Consider the following 14,630-nt stretch of genomic DNA (forward strand, 5'->3'; position numbering starts at 1 on the left):
ATTTCTGGCCGGGATGGCGCGGCGGTATCGTCGGCGTGTATTGGTCGGGCTAGCAGGACTTGAACCTGCGACCTTCCGTCCCCCAGACGGACGCGCTACCAGGCTGCGCCATAGCCCGACGATGGGGGTTACATACCGGTTTTGAAGCCGGGAACAAGAGGGAATCACAAGCGATTTGCCTTCAGAGCGCGCGGGCGCCGCCAGCCTGGGCCAGCCAGGCGCGCAGCGCCTGCGCCACGGGGGCCAGATCGCGCGCCTGGGCGGCGTCGAGCCGGTCGAGACCGGTGAGGCGGCTGAGGATTCCGGGGGCGGCCTCGATCTCGGAATCGGGCGGCGGGTCGGGCGCATCGACGGCGCGGGCGCGCGGACGGGCCGGTTCGGCGGCGTCCGCTTCGGGCTTGGCGCGGTGCAGGAAGGAGGGCAGGCGGGGGCCTTCCGGCGTCCTGGCGGCCACGGGGGCCGGCTCTTCGGCAGGGGCCTCGGGCTCGGGCTCGGGGGCTGCGGCGACGGCGGGCGCATCCGGTTCTTCGGCTTCCGCTTCGGCGGGCTCGGTGTCAAACGGCAGCTCAGGCGCGGCGGCACCGGCCTGGCGGGCCTTGAAGGGCAGAACCTTCGACTCCGGCGCCTCGGACGTGACCTCGATGTCTTCGGCTTCGATCTCGATGCTGGACTCGAGGTCGGTTTCAAGCGGCGGGGACATGGAGGAAACCTTGCCAATGCCCTGTTCGCGCAGCATTTTCTGCACGCCCTTGATGGTCATCCCATCGTTGTGCAACAGCGCCTTGATGCCGCCGAGCAGCTGCATGTCGGCGGGGCGATAATAGCGGCGGCCGCCGGCGCGCTTGACCGGTTTCACCTGGGTGAACTTGCTTTCCCAGAAGCGGAGAACGTGGGCGGGTACGCCCAGCCAGTCGGCCACCTCGCTGATGGTGCGGAAGGCATCCGGCGATTTCGTCATGGTGCTTACTTCTTGTTGCCGGCGGCGACGCGGTCTTTCATCAGGTGCGAGGGCCGGAAGGTCAGCACGCGGCGGGGCTGGATCGGCACCTCTTCGCCGGTCTTGGGATTGCGCCCGACGCGGGCGGATTTCTCGCGCACGCTGAAGGTGCCGAAGGAGGAGATCTTGACCTGCTCGCCCCGGACCAGCGCATCGGACATATGCTCGAGCATCCGCTCGACCAGCTGGGCGCTTTCGTTCCGCGACAAACCGACTTCGCGGAACACCGCTTCGCTCAGATCCATCCTGGTGAGAGTCTTATCGCCCATCGCCAATCCCCTGTTTGCCTCAAAGACAATAGGGGAGCGGGAAATTCGCTGTCAATGTGAATGAATCACAGGGCCTTGAAATGACAGTTGAATGCCGGTTCAGGGCGAAATTACCAGCGCAGCACCACGGCGCCCCAGGCAAGGCCGCCGCCGATTGCCTCGGTCACGAGCAGGTCGCCTTGGCGGATCTGGCCGCGGGCCTTGCCCACCGAGAGGGCGAGGGGAATCGATGCGGCCGAGGTGTTGCCGTGGTCCTGGACGGTGACGACCACGCGTTCCATCGGGAGGCCCATCTTCTTGGCGGTGCCCTGGATGATGCGGATATTGGCCTGGTGGGGCACGATCCAGTCGATATCGGCGCTGGTCAGCCCGGCCTTTTCGAGCGCGGTTTCGGCGGTGGCGGCGAGTTTCTCGACCGCGTGGCGGAAGACCTGGTTGCCCTGCATCCTGAGGTAGCCGGTGGTCTGGGTCGAGACGCCGCCGTCGACGTAGAGCAGGTCGCGGTAGCGGCCGTCGGAATGGAGGTCGGTGGCGAGGATGCCGCGGTCGGCCGGGGTGCCCGCGCCCTCCTGCGCCTCGAGCACCAGCGCGCCGGCGCCGTCGCCGAAGAGCACCGAGGTCGAGCGGTCGGTCCAGTCCATGATGCGGCTGAAGGTTTCGGCGCCGATGACCAGCACGCGGCGGGACTGGCCCGAGACGATCAGCGCATTGGCGTTGGCCAGCGCATAGACGAAGCCGGCGCAGACTGCCTGAACGTCGAAGGCGAAGCCGCCGGTCATGCCGAGGCGGGCCTGCACCATGGTGGCGGCGGAGGGAAAGGTGAAATCGGCGGTGGAGGTGGCGAGGATGATCGTGTCGATCTCATCCGCCTGCATGCCGGCGTCGGCCAGCGCGGCCTGGGCGGCATGGGTGGCGAGATCAGAGGTGGTTTCGCCTTCGGCGGCGAAGTGGCGGCGCTCGATGCCCGAGCGGCTGCGAATCCATTCGTCGGTCGTGTCGAGACGGGCCTCGAATTCGGAATTCGGAACCACACGCTGGGGCAGGTAATGACCCACCCCCCTCACCACGGCTCGTAGAGTCATGCCTGACCTTCGTTATGTTCACCTGCCGGCTTTTCGGGCAGTTCGGCGCCATCTTGGGCAAGCTCTTCCACGGATGCAACCCGCGCGGCGAGTTTTTCGGCAAAGCCCGACTGCGCGAGCTGGAAGGCCAGCTTGATCGCCGCCGAGACGCCGGTGGCGTCGGCCTTGCCGTGCGATTTCACGACGGTGCCGTTGAGGCCGAGGAAGACGCCGCCGTTGACGCGGCGGGGATCCACGCGCTTTTTCAGGCGGCCGAGCGCGGGCAGGGCCAGCAGGGCGGCAAAGCGCGAGAGGATCGAGTATTTGAACGATTCGCGCAGCAGGTCGGTGATCATGTTGGCGGTGCCCTCGCCGGTCTTGATCGCGACGTTGCCGGTGAAGCCGTCGGTGACGATGACATCGGCGGTCTTGCCGGGCAGGTCGCTGCCCTCGACGAAGCCGACGAAGTCGAAGCGGCCGATTTCGGCATAGCGGGCGATCAGCGCCTGGGCTTCCTTGAGCTCGGGGCGGCCCTTGTGCTCTTCCGTGCCGACGTTCAGCAGGCCGATGCGCGGGCGCGGCACGTTCATGCCGTTGCGCGCGTAGGAGGCGCCCATCAGCGCGAATTGCAGCAGGTCGCGGGCATCGGCGCGCACGTCGGCGCCGACGTCGAGCATGACGTTGAAGCCCTGGGGGTTCAGCGAAGGCCAGAGAATCGCGATGGCGGGGCGGTTCACGCCGGGCAGGCGGCGCAGGCGGATGGTCGAGATCGCCATGAGCGCGCCGGTGTTGCCGCAGGAGACGGCGGCCTTGGCCTCGCCGTCGCGCACCGAATCGATGGCCGACCACATGGAGGTGCCGGCGCCGTGGCGGACCACGTGGGAAGGCTTGTCCTCCATCGTCACCACGCCCGAGACGTCGTGCCAGGCGTGGATGCGCTCGGAGATGCCGGCGCGCGCGACAAGAGGCTCCAGCTCGGCCCGGGGGCCGTGGAGGATATATCCGATGTCCGGATTCTTTTCGGCGGATTTCGCCATGCCGGCGATCACGGCCTCTGCGCCGTTGTCACCGCCCATGGCGTCCACCGATATCAGGATGCGGCGGTCGTCTGGTCCTTGGGTGTCAGCCTGGGCTGTCATTCAGGGGCCCGCCGCGCCGGATCAGGCCGCGTCTTCTTCCAGCTCGATCTCGTCTGCCTGTGCCACGACTTCCTTGTCGTCGTAGTGACCGCAGGCGGCGCAGATGTGGTGCGGCCGCTTGAGTTCGCCACAGTTCGGGCACTCGTTGGGATTCGCGGCCACGAGGGCGTCATGCGACCGGCGCTTGTTGCGGCGCGATTTGGATACTTTGTTCTGTTGGACAGCCATGTCTCAACCCTTGTCTGATCGGGGTCGGCACGGATGCCGTCGCCCTTACTGTTGCGTTACCTGCGGCGTGACGTGCGTTTAGGCCGGGGGCCGCGCATTGTCCAACCGAAAATCCGATGAGCGCGCGAAAATACTGCGAATTGGCCCTAGTGCAAGGCCTATTTCGTCGCGTCAGTCCTTGTCCCTGAGCCGGTCGCGCAGATTGGCCAGGCCGGCGAAGGGGCGGGCGTCTTCGTCGGTCATCGCCTCGCCGCCGGGCTCGGTGAAATTGGCCGGGCCGAGCGCGACACCGTCCTTGCGGGGATAGAGCGGCAGGGCCAGGGCCAGAGCCTCGGCCATGACGGCGGCGGGGTCGATGGTCGATGGCAGCGGCTCGATCGTGTCATCCTCGGGGATCTCGACCTCTTCGCCCTCGGGTTCGGGCATATTGGCGAGGTAGGTGCGACGCACGTCGGTGTCGATCCGGGTGGTCACCGGTTCGAGCGTGACCACGCAGGGCTGCACCACGGTGGCGCCAAGCCGCCCGGTCAGCACGAAGTCGCGCCTGCCGGCGGCGGAAATCTGTCCGCTGAAGCTGAGCTTGCGCAGACCCTGCAGGCCGAGTTCCTCGGCCAGCGCGGCCATGGTGGCCGCGTCGGGGCGCAGATCGAAGGGTGTTGGCGCGTTCTGATCGAGGTCGGAGACGCGGAATAGAGACTTGCCGGTCATTTCGCCGCTTTCGTTTCTTGAACAGATGGCCCAGAGCCGGTAATCGGATAGAAGCCGCAGACGGCCAAGGCAAGAGGGCATCCATGCTTCCGCTAACGTTTCAGTTCAAACGGTTGTGCCGGATGGCCCTTATTGGCGGGCTGGTTATCGGTATCTCCGCCTGTGTGGCCAGCTACCGGGACCACGGGTATGTGCCGCTGCCCGAAGACCTTGCCAAGATCCAGGTCGGCTCTGACACGCGCGAGAGCGTGACCGAGAAGATCGGCACACCGGGCACCTCGGGCGTGCTGGACAAGGGCGGCTACTACTATGTCGCCTCGCGGGTGCGCCACTATGGGGCGCGGGCGCCGCAGGTCGTGTCGCGCGAGCTGGTGGCGATCACCTTCGACAGCCGTGACCGGGTCGCCAATATCGAGCGGTACGGGCTGGAAGACGGCCGCGTGATTCCGCTGGAGAAGCGCGTGACCGATTCCGGCGAATCGGAACGCGGCCTGCTGCGGCAGCTTCTGGGCAACCTTGGCCGGATCGGACCGGGCCAGCTTCTGAACAACTGACGCCCGCCCGTCGCGGACCTGTCACATCTTGTGCATAGAGGGGGAGGCATCTACCCTTGTTGCCAGGAACCTGAGAGGTCTCTCGCGCGTGCCCAAGATGCCATTGTTCCTGCGTGGGCGTTATTCCGCCGGTGAGGCGACGGGCCCCGCCGATATCGCCGAGGCGCGGGCGCTGCGCGGCCTGTGTTTCGGGCTGGCGGGCGAGGATGGCGACGATTTCGATTCGCTCTGCACCCATCTGCTGGTGCGCGAGACGGCCTCTGGACGGCTTGTGGCCTGCTGCCGGCTTCTGTTGCTGGAGGGCGGCGCGGAGGTGGGCCGCAGCTATTCGGCGCAGTTCTACGAGCTGTCGGCGCTGGCCGGGTTCGAGGGGCGAATGGCCGAGCTGGGGCGGTTCTGCATCCATCCCGATTGCAGCGACGGCGATATCCTGAGGGTGGTCTGGGGGGCGCTGACGCGCTTTGTCGATGACAACGGGGTGGCGATGCTGTTCGGCTGCTCGTCTTTCGCGGGCACACGCACAGAGGATTACCTCGACACCTTCGCCATGCTGAAGGCGCGGCATCTGGCGCCGCGGCGCTGGTGGCCGCGGGTCAAGGCGCCCGATGTCTTCCGCTTTGCCGCGCGGCTGCGGCGACGGCCCGATCCGCAGAAGGCGCTGCTGCGGATGCCGCCGCTGCTGCGGACGTATCTCGGTATGGGCGGCTGGGTCAGCGACCATGCGGTGATCGACCGGCAGATGAACACGCTGCACGTCTTCACCGGTCTGGAGATCGGGGCGATTCCGCCGGCGCGGCAGCGGCTGCTGCGGGCGGTGGCGCAGGGCGAGGCCCGTTGACGCCCCCGCGGCGGCGGGATAGCTGGCGGGCATGGCACGCGCACCTCTTCTGCAACTCAATGGCATCTCGCTGACCTTTGGCGGCAATCCCCTGTTCGAGGGGCTGGATCTGGTTGTCCAGCAGGGCGACCGGGTGGCGCTGGTGGGGCGCAACGGGTCGGGAAAATCGACGCTGATGAAGGTGATGGCCGGGCTGGTCGAGCCGGACGCGGGCGATGTGATCGCGGCGCCGGGCACGGCGGTCGGCTATATGGAGCAGGACCCGGACATGACCGGGTTCGACACGCTGGGCGCCTTCGCCGCGCGCGGGCTGGAGCCGGGCGAGATGTATCGGGTGGAGCGGGCGGCCGAGGGGCTGAAGTTCGACCCCGACCGTCCGGTCGCCACGGCCAGCGGCGGCGAGCGGCGGCGCGCGGCACTGGCCGGCCTGCTGGCGCGCGAGCCGGAATTGATGCTGCTGGACGAACCGACGAACCACCTGGACATCCATGCGATCCGCTGGCTGGAGGACGAGCTGGCCGCGACCCGTGCCGCCTTTGTCATGATCAGCCACGATCGCGCCTTCCTGCGTGAACTGGCGCGTGCAACGCTTTGGATCGACAGGGGAATCGTGCGGCGTCAGGAGAAGGGGATCGATGCATTCGACGCCTGGCGCGATACCGTCTGGGAGGAAGAGGACCAGCAGCGCCACAAGCTGAACCGGCTGATCAAGGCCGAGGGCAAATGGGCGGTCGAGGGCATCTCGGCGCGGCGCAAGCGGAACATGGGACGGGTGCGGGCCTTGCAGGACCTGCGGGCCGAGCGCGCCGGGCAGATCCGGCGGCAGGGCACGGCGGATCTTGCGTTTGAGTCCTCGGCGCCTTCGGGCAAGCTGGTGATCGAGGCAAAGGGCGTCTCGAAGCGGTTCGGCGACACCGATATCGTGCGGGATTTCTCGCTGACCGTGCTGCGCGGCGACCGGGTGGCGCTGGTGGGGCCGAACGGCGTGGGCAAGACCACGCTGCTGAAGCTGCTGCTGGGCGAGATCGCGCCGGACAGCGGCACGGTGCGGCAGGGCACCAACCTGGAGGTGGCTGTCTTCGATCAGGCGCGGGCGGCGCTGGACCCGGAGATGACGCTGTGGGATTCGCTGACCAACGACCCAGAGGCGAGGGTCTCGGGGCGGGCCGATCAGGTGATGGTGCGCGGCACGCCGCGCCATGTGGTGGGCTATCTCAAGGATTTCCTGTTCGACGAATCGCAGGCGCGCGCGCCCGTGCGGGCGCTGTCGGGCGGCGAGAAGGCGCGGCTGCTGCTGGCCCGGCTGATGGCGCGGCAGAGCAACCTGCTGGTGCTGGACGAACCGACCAACGATCTGGACGTCGAGACGCTGGATCTGCTGCAGGAGGTGCTGGACGACTACGACGGCACCGTGCTTCTGGTGAGCCACGACCGCGATTTCCTGGACCGGGTGGCGACGACGACCGTGGCCCTGGAGGGCCAGGGCCGCGCGGTGGTCTATGCTGGCGGATGGAGCGATTACCAGTCGCAGCGCCGCGAGGTCGATGAGACCCCAGAAGGGAAGCCGCGCGCGGTGGCTGCCCCGGCGGAGAAGCCGAAGCCGCAGGCGGGCAAGTCGGGGCTGACCTTTACCGAGAAGCACCGGCTGGAGGCGCTGCCGGACGAGATCGCCCGGCTGGAGGCGGAGATCGCCAAGCTGGCCGGGCTGCTGGCCGATCCCGAGCTGTATGCGCGCGAGCCGGCCAAGTTCCGCAAGGCGAGCGATGCGCTGGCCGAGCGGCAGGGCAAGCTGTCGGCGGCCGAGGAAGAGTGGCTGGAGCTTGAGGAAAAAGCTTCGGCCTGAGCGCCTGCGGTATTTGAGTATTTAGGAAAGAGAAGAAGCAGGCAGAGGGTGTTCCTGTCCTGCCATCGTGGCGTCGAGCCGGGCCAGCGGCGCGAGCAGCGGGCCGAGGCGGGGCCACCAGCCCCAGGTGCCGCCCAGCGTACGTGGCACGGCGCCGGCGCCGAGCTTGAAACGGGCGAGACCGGCGGCGCGGTCGGTGTCGATCAGGCCGAGGTCGAGGCTGCGGCAGCCGCGCGCCGCGTGCCAGAGCATCGCCTGCCACATCAGCAGCGTATGGGCCGAGGCGGCGCGGCCGTCGCCGGTGGTATGGCCGATGTGATAGGTCGCGGCCTCGCCGTGGCGCAGGAAGAGCATCGCGGCAAGCGGCGCGCCGTTCCGGTGGGCGGTGAAGAGGCGCGCCTGGCTGGGGTTGGCGGCGACAAAGCCCACCGTGAGCATCCGGGGCCAGCCGCGGTAGCGGCGGGCGCGGCGTTGTGCGTCTTCGGCGGCGAGCAGCCAGTGCATGGGGTCGGGAGGCATCGGCTGGATCGTCACGCGAAGGTTCAGCGATTCGGCCTGTTTCAGACGGTTGCGCCATTTCGGGTGCAGCGCGGCGCGCATCGTCCCGGGGTCGGCGAGCGGAATTTCGGCGAGGGTGGCCGGAGTCATCAGCGGCACCGCGCCAAGGCGGGCGAGGCCGGGCGCGGGGTGTTCGGGCGACAGGATCAGCGGCGCGCGATGGGGGCCGAGGAGATCGGGCAGCGCCTCGGGCGCGGAAAGGGCCGCGCGCGAGAGCAGGTTGAGGCGCAGCCCACCGGGGAACGGGCGGGTGAGCATAAGGTGGCCATTGGCAAGGGTCAGCGGGGGCCGGCCCAGCAGCGTGAGGGCGGCGGCGAAGTTCGGGTGCTGTTGCAGGGGAATCGGCGCGGGTGTCATGGCGCCTGTTTACCGGCCCTTAACCTAAGATGTGGTTAATGGATTCGGATGCCAACACGACACATCCGCAAGATCAAGGCGACAGCGCCGCGGCCCACACGGGCCGCGGCGCTGCTGGTGTTCCTGGTGCTGTCTGCGCCCTTCGCGCTGATCGCGCTGGCGGAGGCTCTGCTTTAGCCGATCTGTACGAGGGCGTGGCGCTTGCGGCCCGCAGAGAGCTTGACCGGCGAGGCCAGTGCGGCCGCGTCGAGCATCAGGCCCGCGTCGGTCAGCGGAGCGTCGTCCATCCGGGCGCCATTCTCGGCGATCAGGCGCTTGGCCTCTTTCCCCGACTTGGCGAGCCCGGCGCGCACGATGACCTGAACGATCGAGATGCCGCTGCCGACCTCTTCGGGGGTGAGGCTGAGCGTCGGGAGATCCTCACCGATGCCGCCCTTTTCGAAGACCTCGCGCGCGGTGGCCTCGGCCGCCGCAGCCGCCTCGGCGCCGTGGCAGAGGGTGGTGACCTCGTTGGCCAGCACGACCTTGGCCTCGTTGATCTCGGACCCGGCCAGCGCGGCGAGGCGGTCGCAGTCCTCGACCGGAAGCTCGGTATAGAGCTTGAGGAAGCGGCCGACATCGGCGTCGGTGGTGTTGCGCCAGAACTGCCAGAATTCGTAGGGCGAGAGCATGTCGGCGTTCAGCCACATGGCGCCGCCCTGGCTCTTGCCCATCTTGCGCCCGTCCGAGGTGGTCAGCAGCGGCGAGGTGAGCCCGTAGATCTCGTGGTCGAGCACCCGGCGGGTCAGGTCGATGCCGTTGACGATGTTGCCCCACTGGTCCGAGCCGCCCATCTGCAGGATGCAGCCATAGCGGCGGTTCAGCTCGAGGAAGTCATAGGCCTGGAGGATCATGTAGTTGAATTCGAGGAACGACAGCGACTGTTCGCGGTCGAGCCGGGATTTGACCGACTCGAAGGATAGCATCCGGTTCACCGAGAAGTGCCGGCCGATGTCGCGCAGGAACTCGAGGTAGTTCAGCCCGTCGAGCCATTCGGCGTTGTTGAGCATGATCGCGTCGGAAGCGCCATCGCCATAGGCGAGGTATTTGGCGAAGACGTTCTTCATGCTGGCGATGTTGTCGTCGATCGCGGCGGGCGTCAGCAGCGGGCGCTCGTCCGAGCGGAACGACGGATCGCCGACCTTGGTGGTGCCGCCGCCCATCAGGGTGATCGGCTTGTGCCCGGTCTTCTGGAACCAGCGCAGCATCATGATGTTGAGCAGGTGGCCGACGTGCAGCGACTTGGCGGTGGCATCATAGCCGATGTAGGCGGGCCGGCCCGGCACCCGCAGAGCCTCGTCGAGACCCTGATAATCGGTGCAGTCGGCCAGATAGCCGCGTTCCATCATGATGGCGATGAAATCCGATTTGGGGTGGTAGGTCATGGCTTGCCTCTGCTTGGGTGCGCGGGGCAGTGTATAGTTATGGGGCGGGCAAAGGAAAAGGCCATGAATGAGGCCATTGCGCGGACGGGTGTGCTGCGCGCGTTGGGGGCGATGAGCGGCACCTCGCTGGATGGGGTGGACGCGGCGGTGGTCGAGACCGACGGGATCGGCATTTCCGGTTTCGGGCCAAGCGGTTACAGGACATATCTGCCGCAGGAGCGGGCGATCCTGCGGGCCGCGCTGGGGCGCTGGGAGGGGGCCGAGGTCGACCTGGCGGGGGATGTCGTGGATGTTGCGCATTTCGAGGCGCTGAAGGAGTTCGAGGGGGTCGATATCGTCGGCTTTCACGGCCAGACGCTGGCGCATGATCCGCGGGGGCGCGGCACCCTGCAGGTCGGCGACGGGGCCGCGCTGGCCGGGGCGCTGGGGGTGCCGGTGGTCTGGGATTTCCGCAGCGACGACGTGAGGATGGGCGGCGAAGGGGCTCCGCTGGCGCCATTTTTCCACTTTGCCTGTGCGAAGTGGATGGGGGCGGAGAACCCGCTGTGCTTCCTCAATCTGGGCGGGGTCGGCAATATCACCTGGATCGACCCTGCGCGCAGCGCGCCGGAGGAACCGGGCGCCTTGTTGGCCTTCGACACCGGCCCGGCGAATGCGCCGGTCAACGATCTGATGATGGCGCGGCGCGGGCTGGAGATGGATGAGGGTGGCGCGTTGGCGGCGCAGGGCACGGTGGCGGAAGGGCTCCTCGAAGAGTTTCTGGGCGCGCGGTATTTCGCAAGAATGCCGCCGAAGTCGCTGGACCGGAACGATTTTGCCTTTGCCTCGAAGCTGGTCGAGGGCCTGAGCGACGCCGATGCGGCCGCGACCCTGACCGCGATGTGCGCGGCCGCCGTGGCGCGCGGGATGGAGCATTGCCCGAAGCCGCCGGCGCGGGTGCTGGTTACGGGCGGCGGGCGGCGCAATCCGGTGCTGATGGAGATGCTGGCGGCGGGGCTCGACTGTGCGGTGGAGCCGGTCGAGGCGGCGGGGCTGGATGGCGACATGCTGGAGGCGCAGGCCTTCGCCTATCTGGCCGTGCGGGTGGCGCGGGGGATGCCGACCTCGTGCCCCGGCACCACGGGGGTGCGGGCGGCGGTGGGCGGCGGCATCGTCTCGGTGCCCGGCGGAGGCTAGGGCACGGCGAAGGTCATAGCGGCCCAGAGGGTTTCCCAGACCGGGGTGTCGGGGTCAAAGGGCGCGCCCTCATTGACCGGGCGCAGGACCACGGCGTCGAGCAGGTAGGCATGGCCGGGGATGAGGGGCACGCGCACCACGCCCGCGTCATCGGTGCGCAGATAGCTGATGGCGACAGTGCTGTCAGGCGCGCGGTCGAAGATTTCCACCTGGGCCTGCGCGCGGGGGTGGCCCTGATAGAGCAGGCGGGCGGCGAGACCCTGCGCGGGATCGTCCGTGTAGGGGTTCGTCAGAGCGACGAATTCGGTTTCCATGCCGGCAGGCGCATCCGCGCCGGCGCCGTCGCCGACGGCGACCAGCGCCTTGGCGAAGCGGCGGTAGGTTTCGATGAAGCCTGTCTCGGGCAGGCCGCGGTCGCGGTGGGTCTGGAGCGCGGTGGGGAAATCCTTGTGGGCGGTGAAACCGGCGAAGGTTTCGGGTTTGGTGTATTTCACCGTGGAGGCGCGGGTTTCGTGCAGGATGACCAGCAGCCCGTCGGCGGGCGCGGTGGTGGCGAGCGCGGGGATGTCACCCATGCGGGGGGTGACGGGCGTTGTGCCGGTGGCGGTGATGAGGTCGAAACGGGCGGTTTGCGCCGGGAAATAGGCCAGCGCGGCGCCGCGAAAATTCTGTCCGTTGCGCAGGTCGGCGACCAGCGGGGCGCCGCTTTCGACTTGATATTTCTCGGGTTCCACCCAGAATTCATGCGCGGCGGATTGGGTGGCGGTCTGCACCAGGACAAGGATGGCAGAGGTGAGCAGGGCGCGGCGCATGGGGTTCGATCCGTTGGGACTTATGCGGCTCAAGCTGACGCTGCTGGCGGTGCTGTCAAGTCTGGCGCTGTGGACTGCGCCGCTGTCGGCGCATGAGGTGACGCCGGTGATCGCCGACCTGACGGTCGAGGGTGGCGCGGCGCGGCTGGATATGCGGATGAACGCCGAGGCCTTTGTGGCGGGGATCGACCTGGGCAGCGTGCTCGACACTGCCTCGGCCGAGGAGGCGGCGCGCTATGATGCGCTGCGGGCGTTGCCGCCCGGGGCGATGGCGGATGCGGTGCGCGGCTGGGCGGCGGGCTGGCTGGAAGGGATCGACCTGCGGGCGGATGGCGCGCCGCTGGCGCCGCGGCTGGAGGAGGTGACGGTGCCGGAGGTGGGGGATGTGGGCTATGCCCGTGCCTCGCATCTGGTGCTGGGGGCCGATGTTCCGGCGGGGGCGCGGGTGGTGACGCTGGGCTGGCCCGCGGGCGCGGGTCAGCTGGTGCTGCGGCAGATGGGGGTCGAGAACGGGTTTACCGGGCTGATCGAGGCGGGCGGGACCAGCGGGCCGATCGCGATCGGCGGTGGCGGGGCGACCGGGGCGCTGGGGGCCTTTGCCGAATATATCCCGGTGGGGTTCGACCATATCCTGCCGAAGGGGCTGGACCATATCCTGTTCGTGCTGGGGCTGTTCTTCCTGTCGACGCGGCTGGGGCCGCTTTTGTGGCAGATCAGTGCCTTTACCGTCGCGCATACGATCACGCTGGCGCTGGGGGCGCTGGGGTGGGTCAGCGTTCCGGCGGGGATTGTCGAGCCGCTGATCGCGGCCTCGATCACCTATGTGGCGGTGGAGAACGTGCTGACCAGCCGGCTGCACAGTTGGCGGCCGGTGGTGGTGTTCTGCTTTGGACTGCTGCACGGGCTGGGGTTCGCCAGCGTGCTGGAGGAGTTCGGGCTGCCGCAGGGGCAGTTCATCCCGGCGTTGCTAGGGTTCAACGTGGGTGTCGAGCTGGGGCAGCTGACGGTGATCGCGCTGGCCTTCCTGGCCGTGGGCTACTGGTTCGGGGGCAAGCCCTGGTACCGGCGCGCGATTGCGGTGCCGGCCTCGCTGGTCATTGCGGCGGTGGGAGCCTGGTGGTTCGTGGAGCGGGCGTTTCTGTAGCCGCTCAGCCCATCGCGGCGGACAGGCTGCGCAGCGCGGCGAGGGCGTCGTCCTGGCCCCAGATCTCGGCGCCGATGCCGAAGAAGTCGGTCACGGGGGCGAGGGTGCGGATGGTGTCGAGGCTGAGCGCGCCTTCGGCGACGACCGGCACCTCGATCATCTCGGACCACCATTCGAACAGGTCGAAGGGCGCCTGGGTGCCGTCACTGAGGGCGCTGGTGCCGACCGGGCCGAAGGCGACGTAATCGGCGCCGGCTTCGGCGGCGGTCATCCCGTCATGGCGCGAGGCGGCGCAGAAGCTGCCGACGATGGCGTCGGGGCCGAGCGTCTTGCGGGCGGCGCGCACCGAGCGGGCGGCGTCGCGCAGGTGGACGCCGTCGAGCCCAAGGCGCTGCGCCAGCAGGACGTGTTCCGAGATCACCAGGGCGACGTCGCGGGCGTGGGTCACTTCGCGCAGCGCGTCGGCGGCGCGCAGGATGTCATCCTCGTCGCGGGTGGCGAGGTCGAGACGGACGCAGGCGATCTCGGCCCCGTCGAGGACGCTGGCGAGACGGTCGGGAAATGTGTCCAGCTCGAAGGCCGGGGGCGTGATCAGGTAAAGCTGCGGGCGATCTTCGGTGCTCATGGGTCCGCTCCTGGCGAGGCGTGTCCGCGCCGCTCTAGCCTGTTGCGCGCGGGCTTGCAAATGCCGCCGCCTTGCCCATCGCCGCCGGGGCCATTAGACGGGGACGGATTTTCCCGGAGACCCCGCGATATGACCGAGCCCGTGCCGCCTGTGTTTGTCCTTGTGCGCCCGCAGATGGGCGAGAATATCGGCGCGGCGGCGCGGGCGATGTGGAATTTCGGGCTGGACCGGATGCGGATTGTCGCGCCACGCGACGGCTGGCCGAACGAGAAGGCCGTCGCGATGGCGAGCGGCGCCGGGCGGCTGTTGGACGAGGCGCAGCTGACCGAGACGATGGCCGAGGCGGTGGCGGATTGCACGCTGGTGCTGGCGACGACGGCGCGGCCGCGCGGGCTGACCAAGCCGGTGCTGAGCCCGGAGCGGGCGATGGCGCTGGCGGCCGAGCGGATCGCGGCGGGCGAGAAGGTGGCGGTGGTCTTCGGCCCCGAGCGGGCGGGGCTGGAGAACGAGGAGATCGCGCGGGCGAATGCGATCATCTCGGTCCCGGTGAACCCGGTGTTCGCCTCGCTGAACCTGGCACAATGCGTGCTGCTGGTGGCCTATGAGTGGATGCGCCGGACCGGCGAGGTGGTGCACGAACTGCGCGAGCCGGGCGGATCGGAGTGGGCCAATGCCGAAGAGATCGAGAAGCTGGGCGATCATTACGAGGAGCGGATGGCGGCGGCGGGGTTCTTCTTTCCCGACCACAAGGCCGAGAGCATGAAGCTGAACCTGCGCAACCTCTGGTCGCGGATGCCGCTGACGCAGGCGGATGTGCGGATGCTGCACGGCGTGCTGCGACAGATGGTCCGCTGGAAGGAACGGGGCTGAGCCGGCTGGACGCCGGCGGCGACGGGC

At 68.5% G+C, this 14,630-nt stretch carries 17 protein-coding genes and 1 tRNA gene; 7 read left to right on the top strand and 11 right to left on the bottom strand.

Annotated elements, in window-relative coordinates; all coding sequences use genetic code 11:
- Positions 1-41 precede the first annotated feature (41 nt).
- From ACFO5X_RS17690 to ACFO5X_RS17720, 7 genes are all read right to left on the bottom strand, one after another.
- Positions 42-118, bottom strand: a tRNA-Pro gene (locus ACFO5X_RS17690).
- A 63-nt stretch (positions 119-181) separates the two neighbouring features.
- Positions 182-958: a MerR family transcriptional regulator gene (locus tag ACFO5X_RS17695; RefSeq protein WP_380719366.1), complete on the bottom strand. Its 777-nt coding sequence runs from the start codon at positions 956-958 to the stop codon at positions 182-184.
- Positions 959-963: 5 nt separating this feature from the next.
- Complete coding sequence (ihfA, locus tag ACFO5X_RS17700) at positions 964-1,266, bottom strand: integration host factor subunit alpha (RefSeq protein ID WP_380719368.1); 303 nt, start codon at positions 1,264-1,266, stop codon at positions 964-966.
- Between the two features lie 110 nt (positions 1,267-1,376).
- Positions 1,377-2,348: a beta-ketoacyl-ACP synthase III gene (locus ACFO5X_RS17705; RefSeq protein WP_380719370.1), complete on the bottom strand. Its 972-nt coding sequence runs from the start codon at positions 2,346-2,348 to the stop codon at positions 1,377-1,379.
- Positions 2,345-3,466, bottom strand: coding sequence for a phosphate acyltransferase PlsX (plsX, locus tag ACFO5X_RS17710; protein ID WP_380719372.1), 1,122 nt, complete (start codon positions 3,464-3,466; stop codon positions 2,345-2,347). The genes ACFO5X_RS17705 and plsX overlap by 4 nt, the downstream gene beginning before the upstream one ends.
- Before the next feature lie 21 nt (positions 3,467-3,487).
- The gene (gene rpmF, locus ACFO5X_RS17715; RefSeq protein ID WP_380719374.1) at positions 3,488-3,694 is read right to left on the bottom strand and encodes a 50S ribosomal protein L32; all 207 of its coding nucleotides are present in this window, start codon (positions 3,692-3,694) and stop codon (positions 3,488-3,490) included.
- Positions 3,695-3,865: 171 nt separating this feature from the next.
- Positions 3,866-4,402 carry a YceD family protein gene (locus ACFO5X_RS17720; protein ID WP_380719376.1) on the bottom strand — a complete coding sequence of 179 codons (537 nt, stop codon included), beginning with the start codon at positions 4,400-4,402 and terminating at the stop codon, positions 3,866-3,868.
- 122 nt (positions 4,403-4,524) lie between these two features.
- On the opposite strand from ACFO5X_RS17720, the gene ACFO5X_RS17725 reads away from it, so the two are divergent.
- The 3 genes from ACFO5X_RS17725 (at position 4,525) to ACFO5X_RS17735 (ending at position 7,637) form a co-directional block, all read left to right on the top strand.
- A complete protein-coding gene (locus ACFO5X_RS17725; protein WP_380719378.1) occupies positions 4,525-4,956 on the top strand; it encodes an outer membrane protein assembly factor BamE in 432 nt (143 codons plus the stop codon).
- A 97-nt stretch (positions 4,957-5,053) separates the two neighbouring features.
- Entirely contained in the window at positions 5,054-5,794 is a 741-nt protein-coding gene (locus ACFO5X_RS17730; RefSeq protein WP_380719556.1) for a GNAT family N-acetyltransferase, read from the top strand.
- Positions 5,795-5,825: 31 nt separating this feature from the next.
- Positions 5,826-7,637, top strand: a complete 1,812-nt coding sequence (locus ACFO5X_RS17735; protein ID WP_380719380.1) for an ABC-F family ATP-binding cassette domain-containing protein — start codon at positions 5,826-5,828, stop codon at positions 7,635-7,637.
- 21 nt (positions 7,638-7,658) lie between these two features.
- On the opposite strand, the gene ACFO5X_RS17740 is transcribed toward ACFO5X_RS17735, so the two are convergent.
- Complete coding sequence (locus ACFO5X_RS17740; protein ID WP_380719382.1) at positions 7,659-8,552, bottom strand: GNAT family N-acetyltransferase; 894 nt, start codon at positions 8,550-8,552, stop codon at positions 7,659-7,661.
- Between the two features lie 48 nt (positions 8,553-8,600).
- Here ACFO5X_RS17740 and ACFO5X_RS17745 point away from each other — a divergent pair, with 48 nt between their 5' ends.
- The gene (locus ACFO5X_RS17745; RefSeq protein ID WP_380719384.1) at positions 8,601-8,729 is read left to right on the top strand and encodes a hypothetical protein; all 129 of its coding nucleotides are present in this window, start codon (positions 8,601-8,603) and stop codon (positions 8,727-8,729) included.
- Here ACFO5X_RS17745 and tyrS read toward each other — a convergent pair.
- A complete protein-coding gene (gene tyrS / locus ACFO5X_RS17750) occupies positions 8,726-9,976 on the bottom strand; it encodes a tyrosine--tRNA ligase (protein WP_380719386.1) in 1,251 nt (416 codons plus the stop codon). The two genes, ACFO5X_RS17745 and tyrS, sit on opposite strands and share 4 nt — an antisense overlap.
- A gap of 63 nt (positions 9,977-10,039) precedes the next feature.
- On the opposite strand from tyrS, the gene ACFO5X_RS17755 reads away from it, so the two are divergent.
- Complete coding sequence (locus tag ACFO5X_RS17755) at positions 10,040-11,152, top strand: anhydro-N-acetylmuramic acid kinase (RefSeq protein ID WP_380719388.1); 1,113 nt, start codon at positions 10,040-10,042, stop codon at positions 11,150-11,152.
- Here ACFO5X_RS17755 and ACFO5X_RS17760 read toward each other — a convergent pair.
- Positions 11,149-11,964: a DUF4198 domain-containing protein gene (locus ACFO5X_RS17760; RefSeq protein ID WP_380719390.1), complete on the bottom strand. Its 816-nt coding sequence runs from the start codon at positions 11,962-11,964 to the stop codon at positions 11,149-11,151. The two genes, ACFO5X_RS17755 and ACFO5X_RS17760, sit on opposite strands and share 4 nt — an antisense overlap.
- On the opposite strand from ACFO5X_RS17760, the gene ACFO5X_RS17765 reads away from it, so the two are divergent.
- On the top strand, positions 11,936-13,108 hold the full coding sequence (locus tag ACFO5X_RS17765) for a HupE/UreJ family protein (protein ID WP_380719392.1): 1,173 nt from the start codon (positions 11,936-11,938) through the stop codon (positions 13,106-13,108). The two genes, ACFO5X_RS17760 and ACFO5X_RS17765, sit on opposite strands and share 29 nt — an antisense overlap.
- A gap of 4 nt (positions 13,109-13,112) precedes the next feature.
- On the opposite strand, the gene ACFO5X_RS17770 is transcribed toward ACFO5X_RS17765, so the two are convergent.
- The gene (locus tag ACFO5X_RS17770; RefSeq protein ID WP_380719394.1) at positions 13,113-13,733 is read right to left on the bottom strand and encodes a thiamine phosphate synthase; all 621 of its coding nucleotides are present in this window, start codon (positions 13,731-13,733) and stop codon (positions 13,113-13,115) included.
- A gap of 129 nt (positions 13,734-13,862) precedes the next feature.
- Between ACFO5X_RS17770 and ACFO5X_RS17775 the strand changes: the two genes are divergently transcribed.
- Positions 13,863-14,603, top strand: coding sequence for an RNA methyltransferase (locus tag ACFO5X_RS17775; protein ID WP_380719396.1), 741 nt, complete (start codon positions 13,863-13,865; stop codon positions 14,601-14,603).
- The last annotated feature ends 27 nt before the right edge of the window (positions 14,604-14,630 follow it).

This window comes from Seohaeicola nanhaiensis (genome assembly GCF_042654245.1).
Taxonomy (GTDB): domain Bacteria; phylum Pseudomonadota; class Alphaproteobacteria; order Rhodobacterales; family Rhodobacteraceae; genus Seohaeicola_A; species Seohaeicola_A nanhaiensis.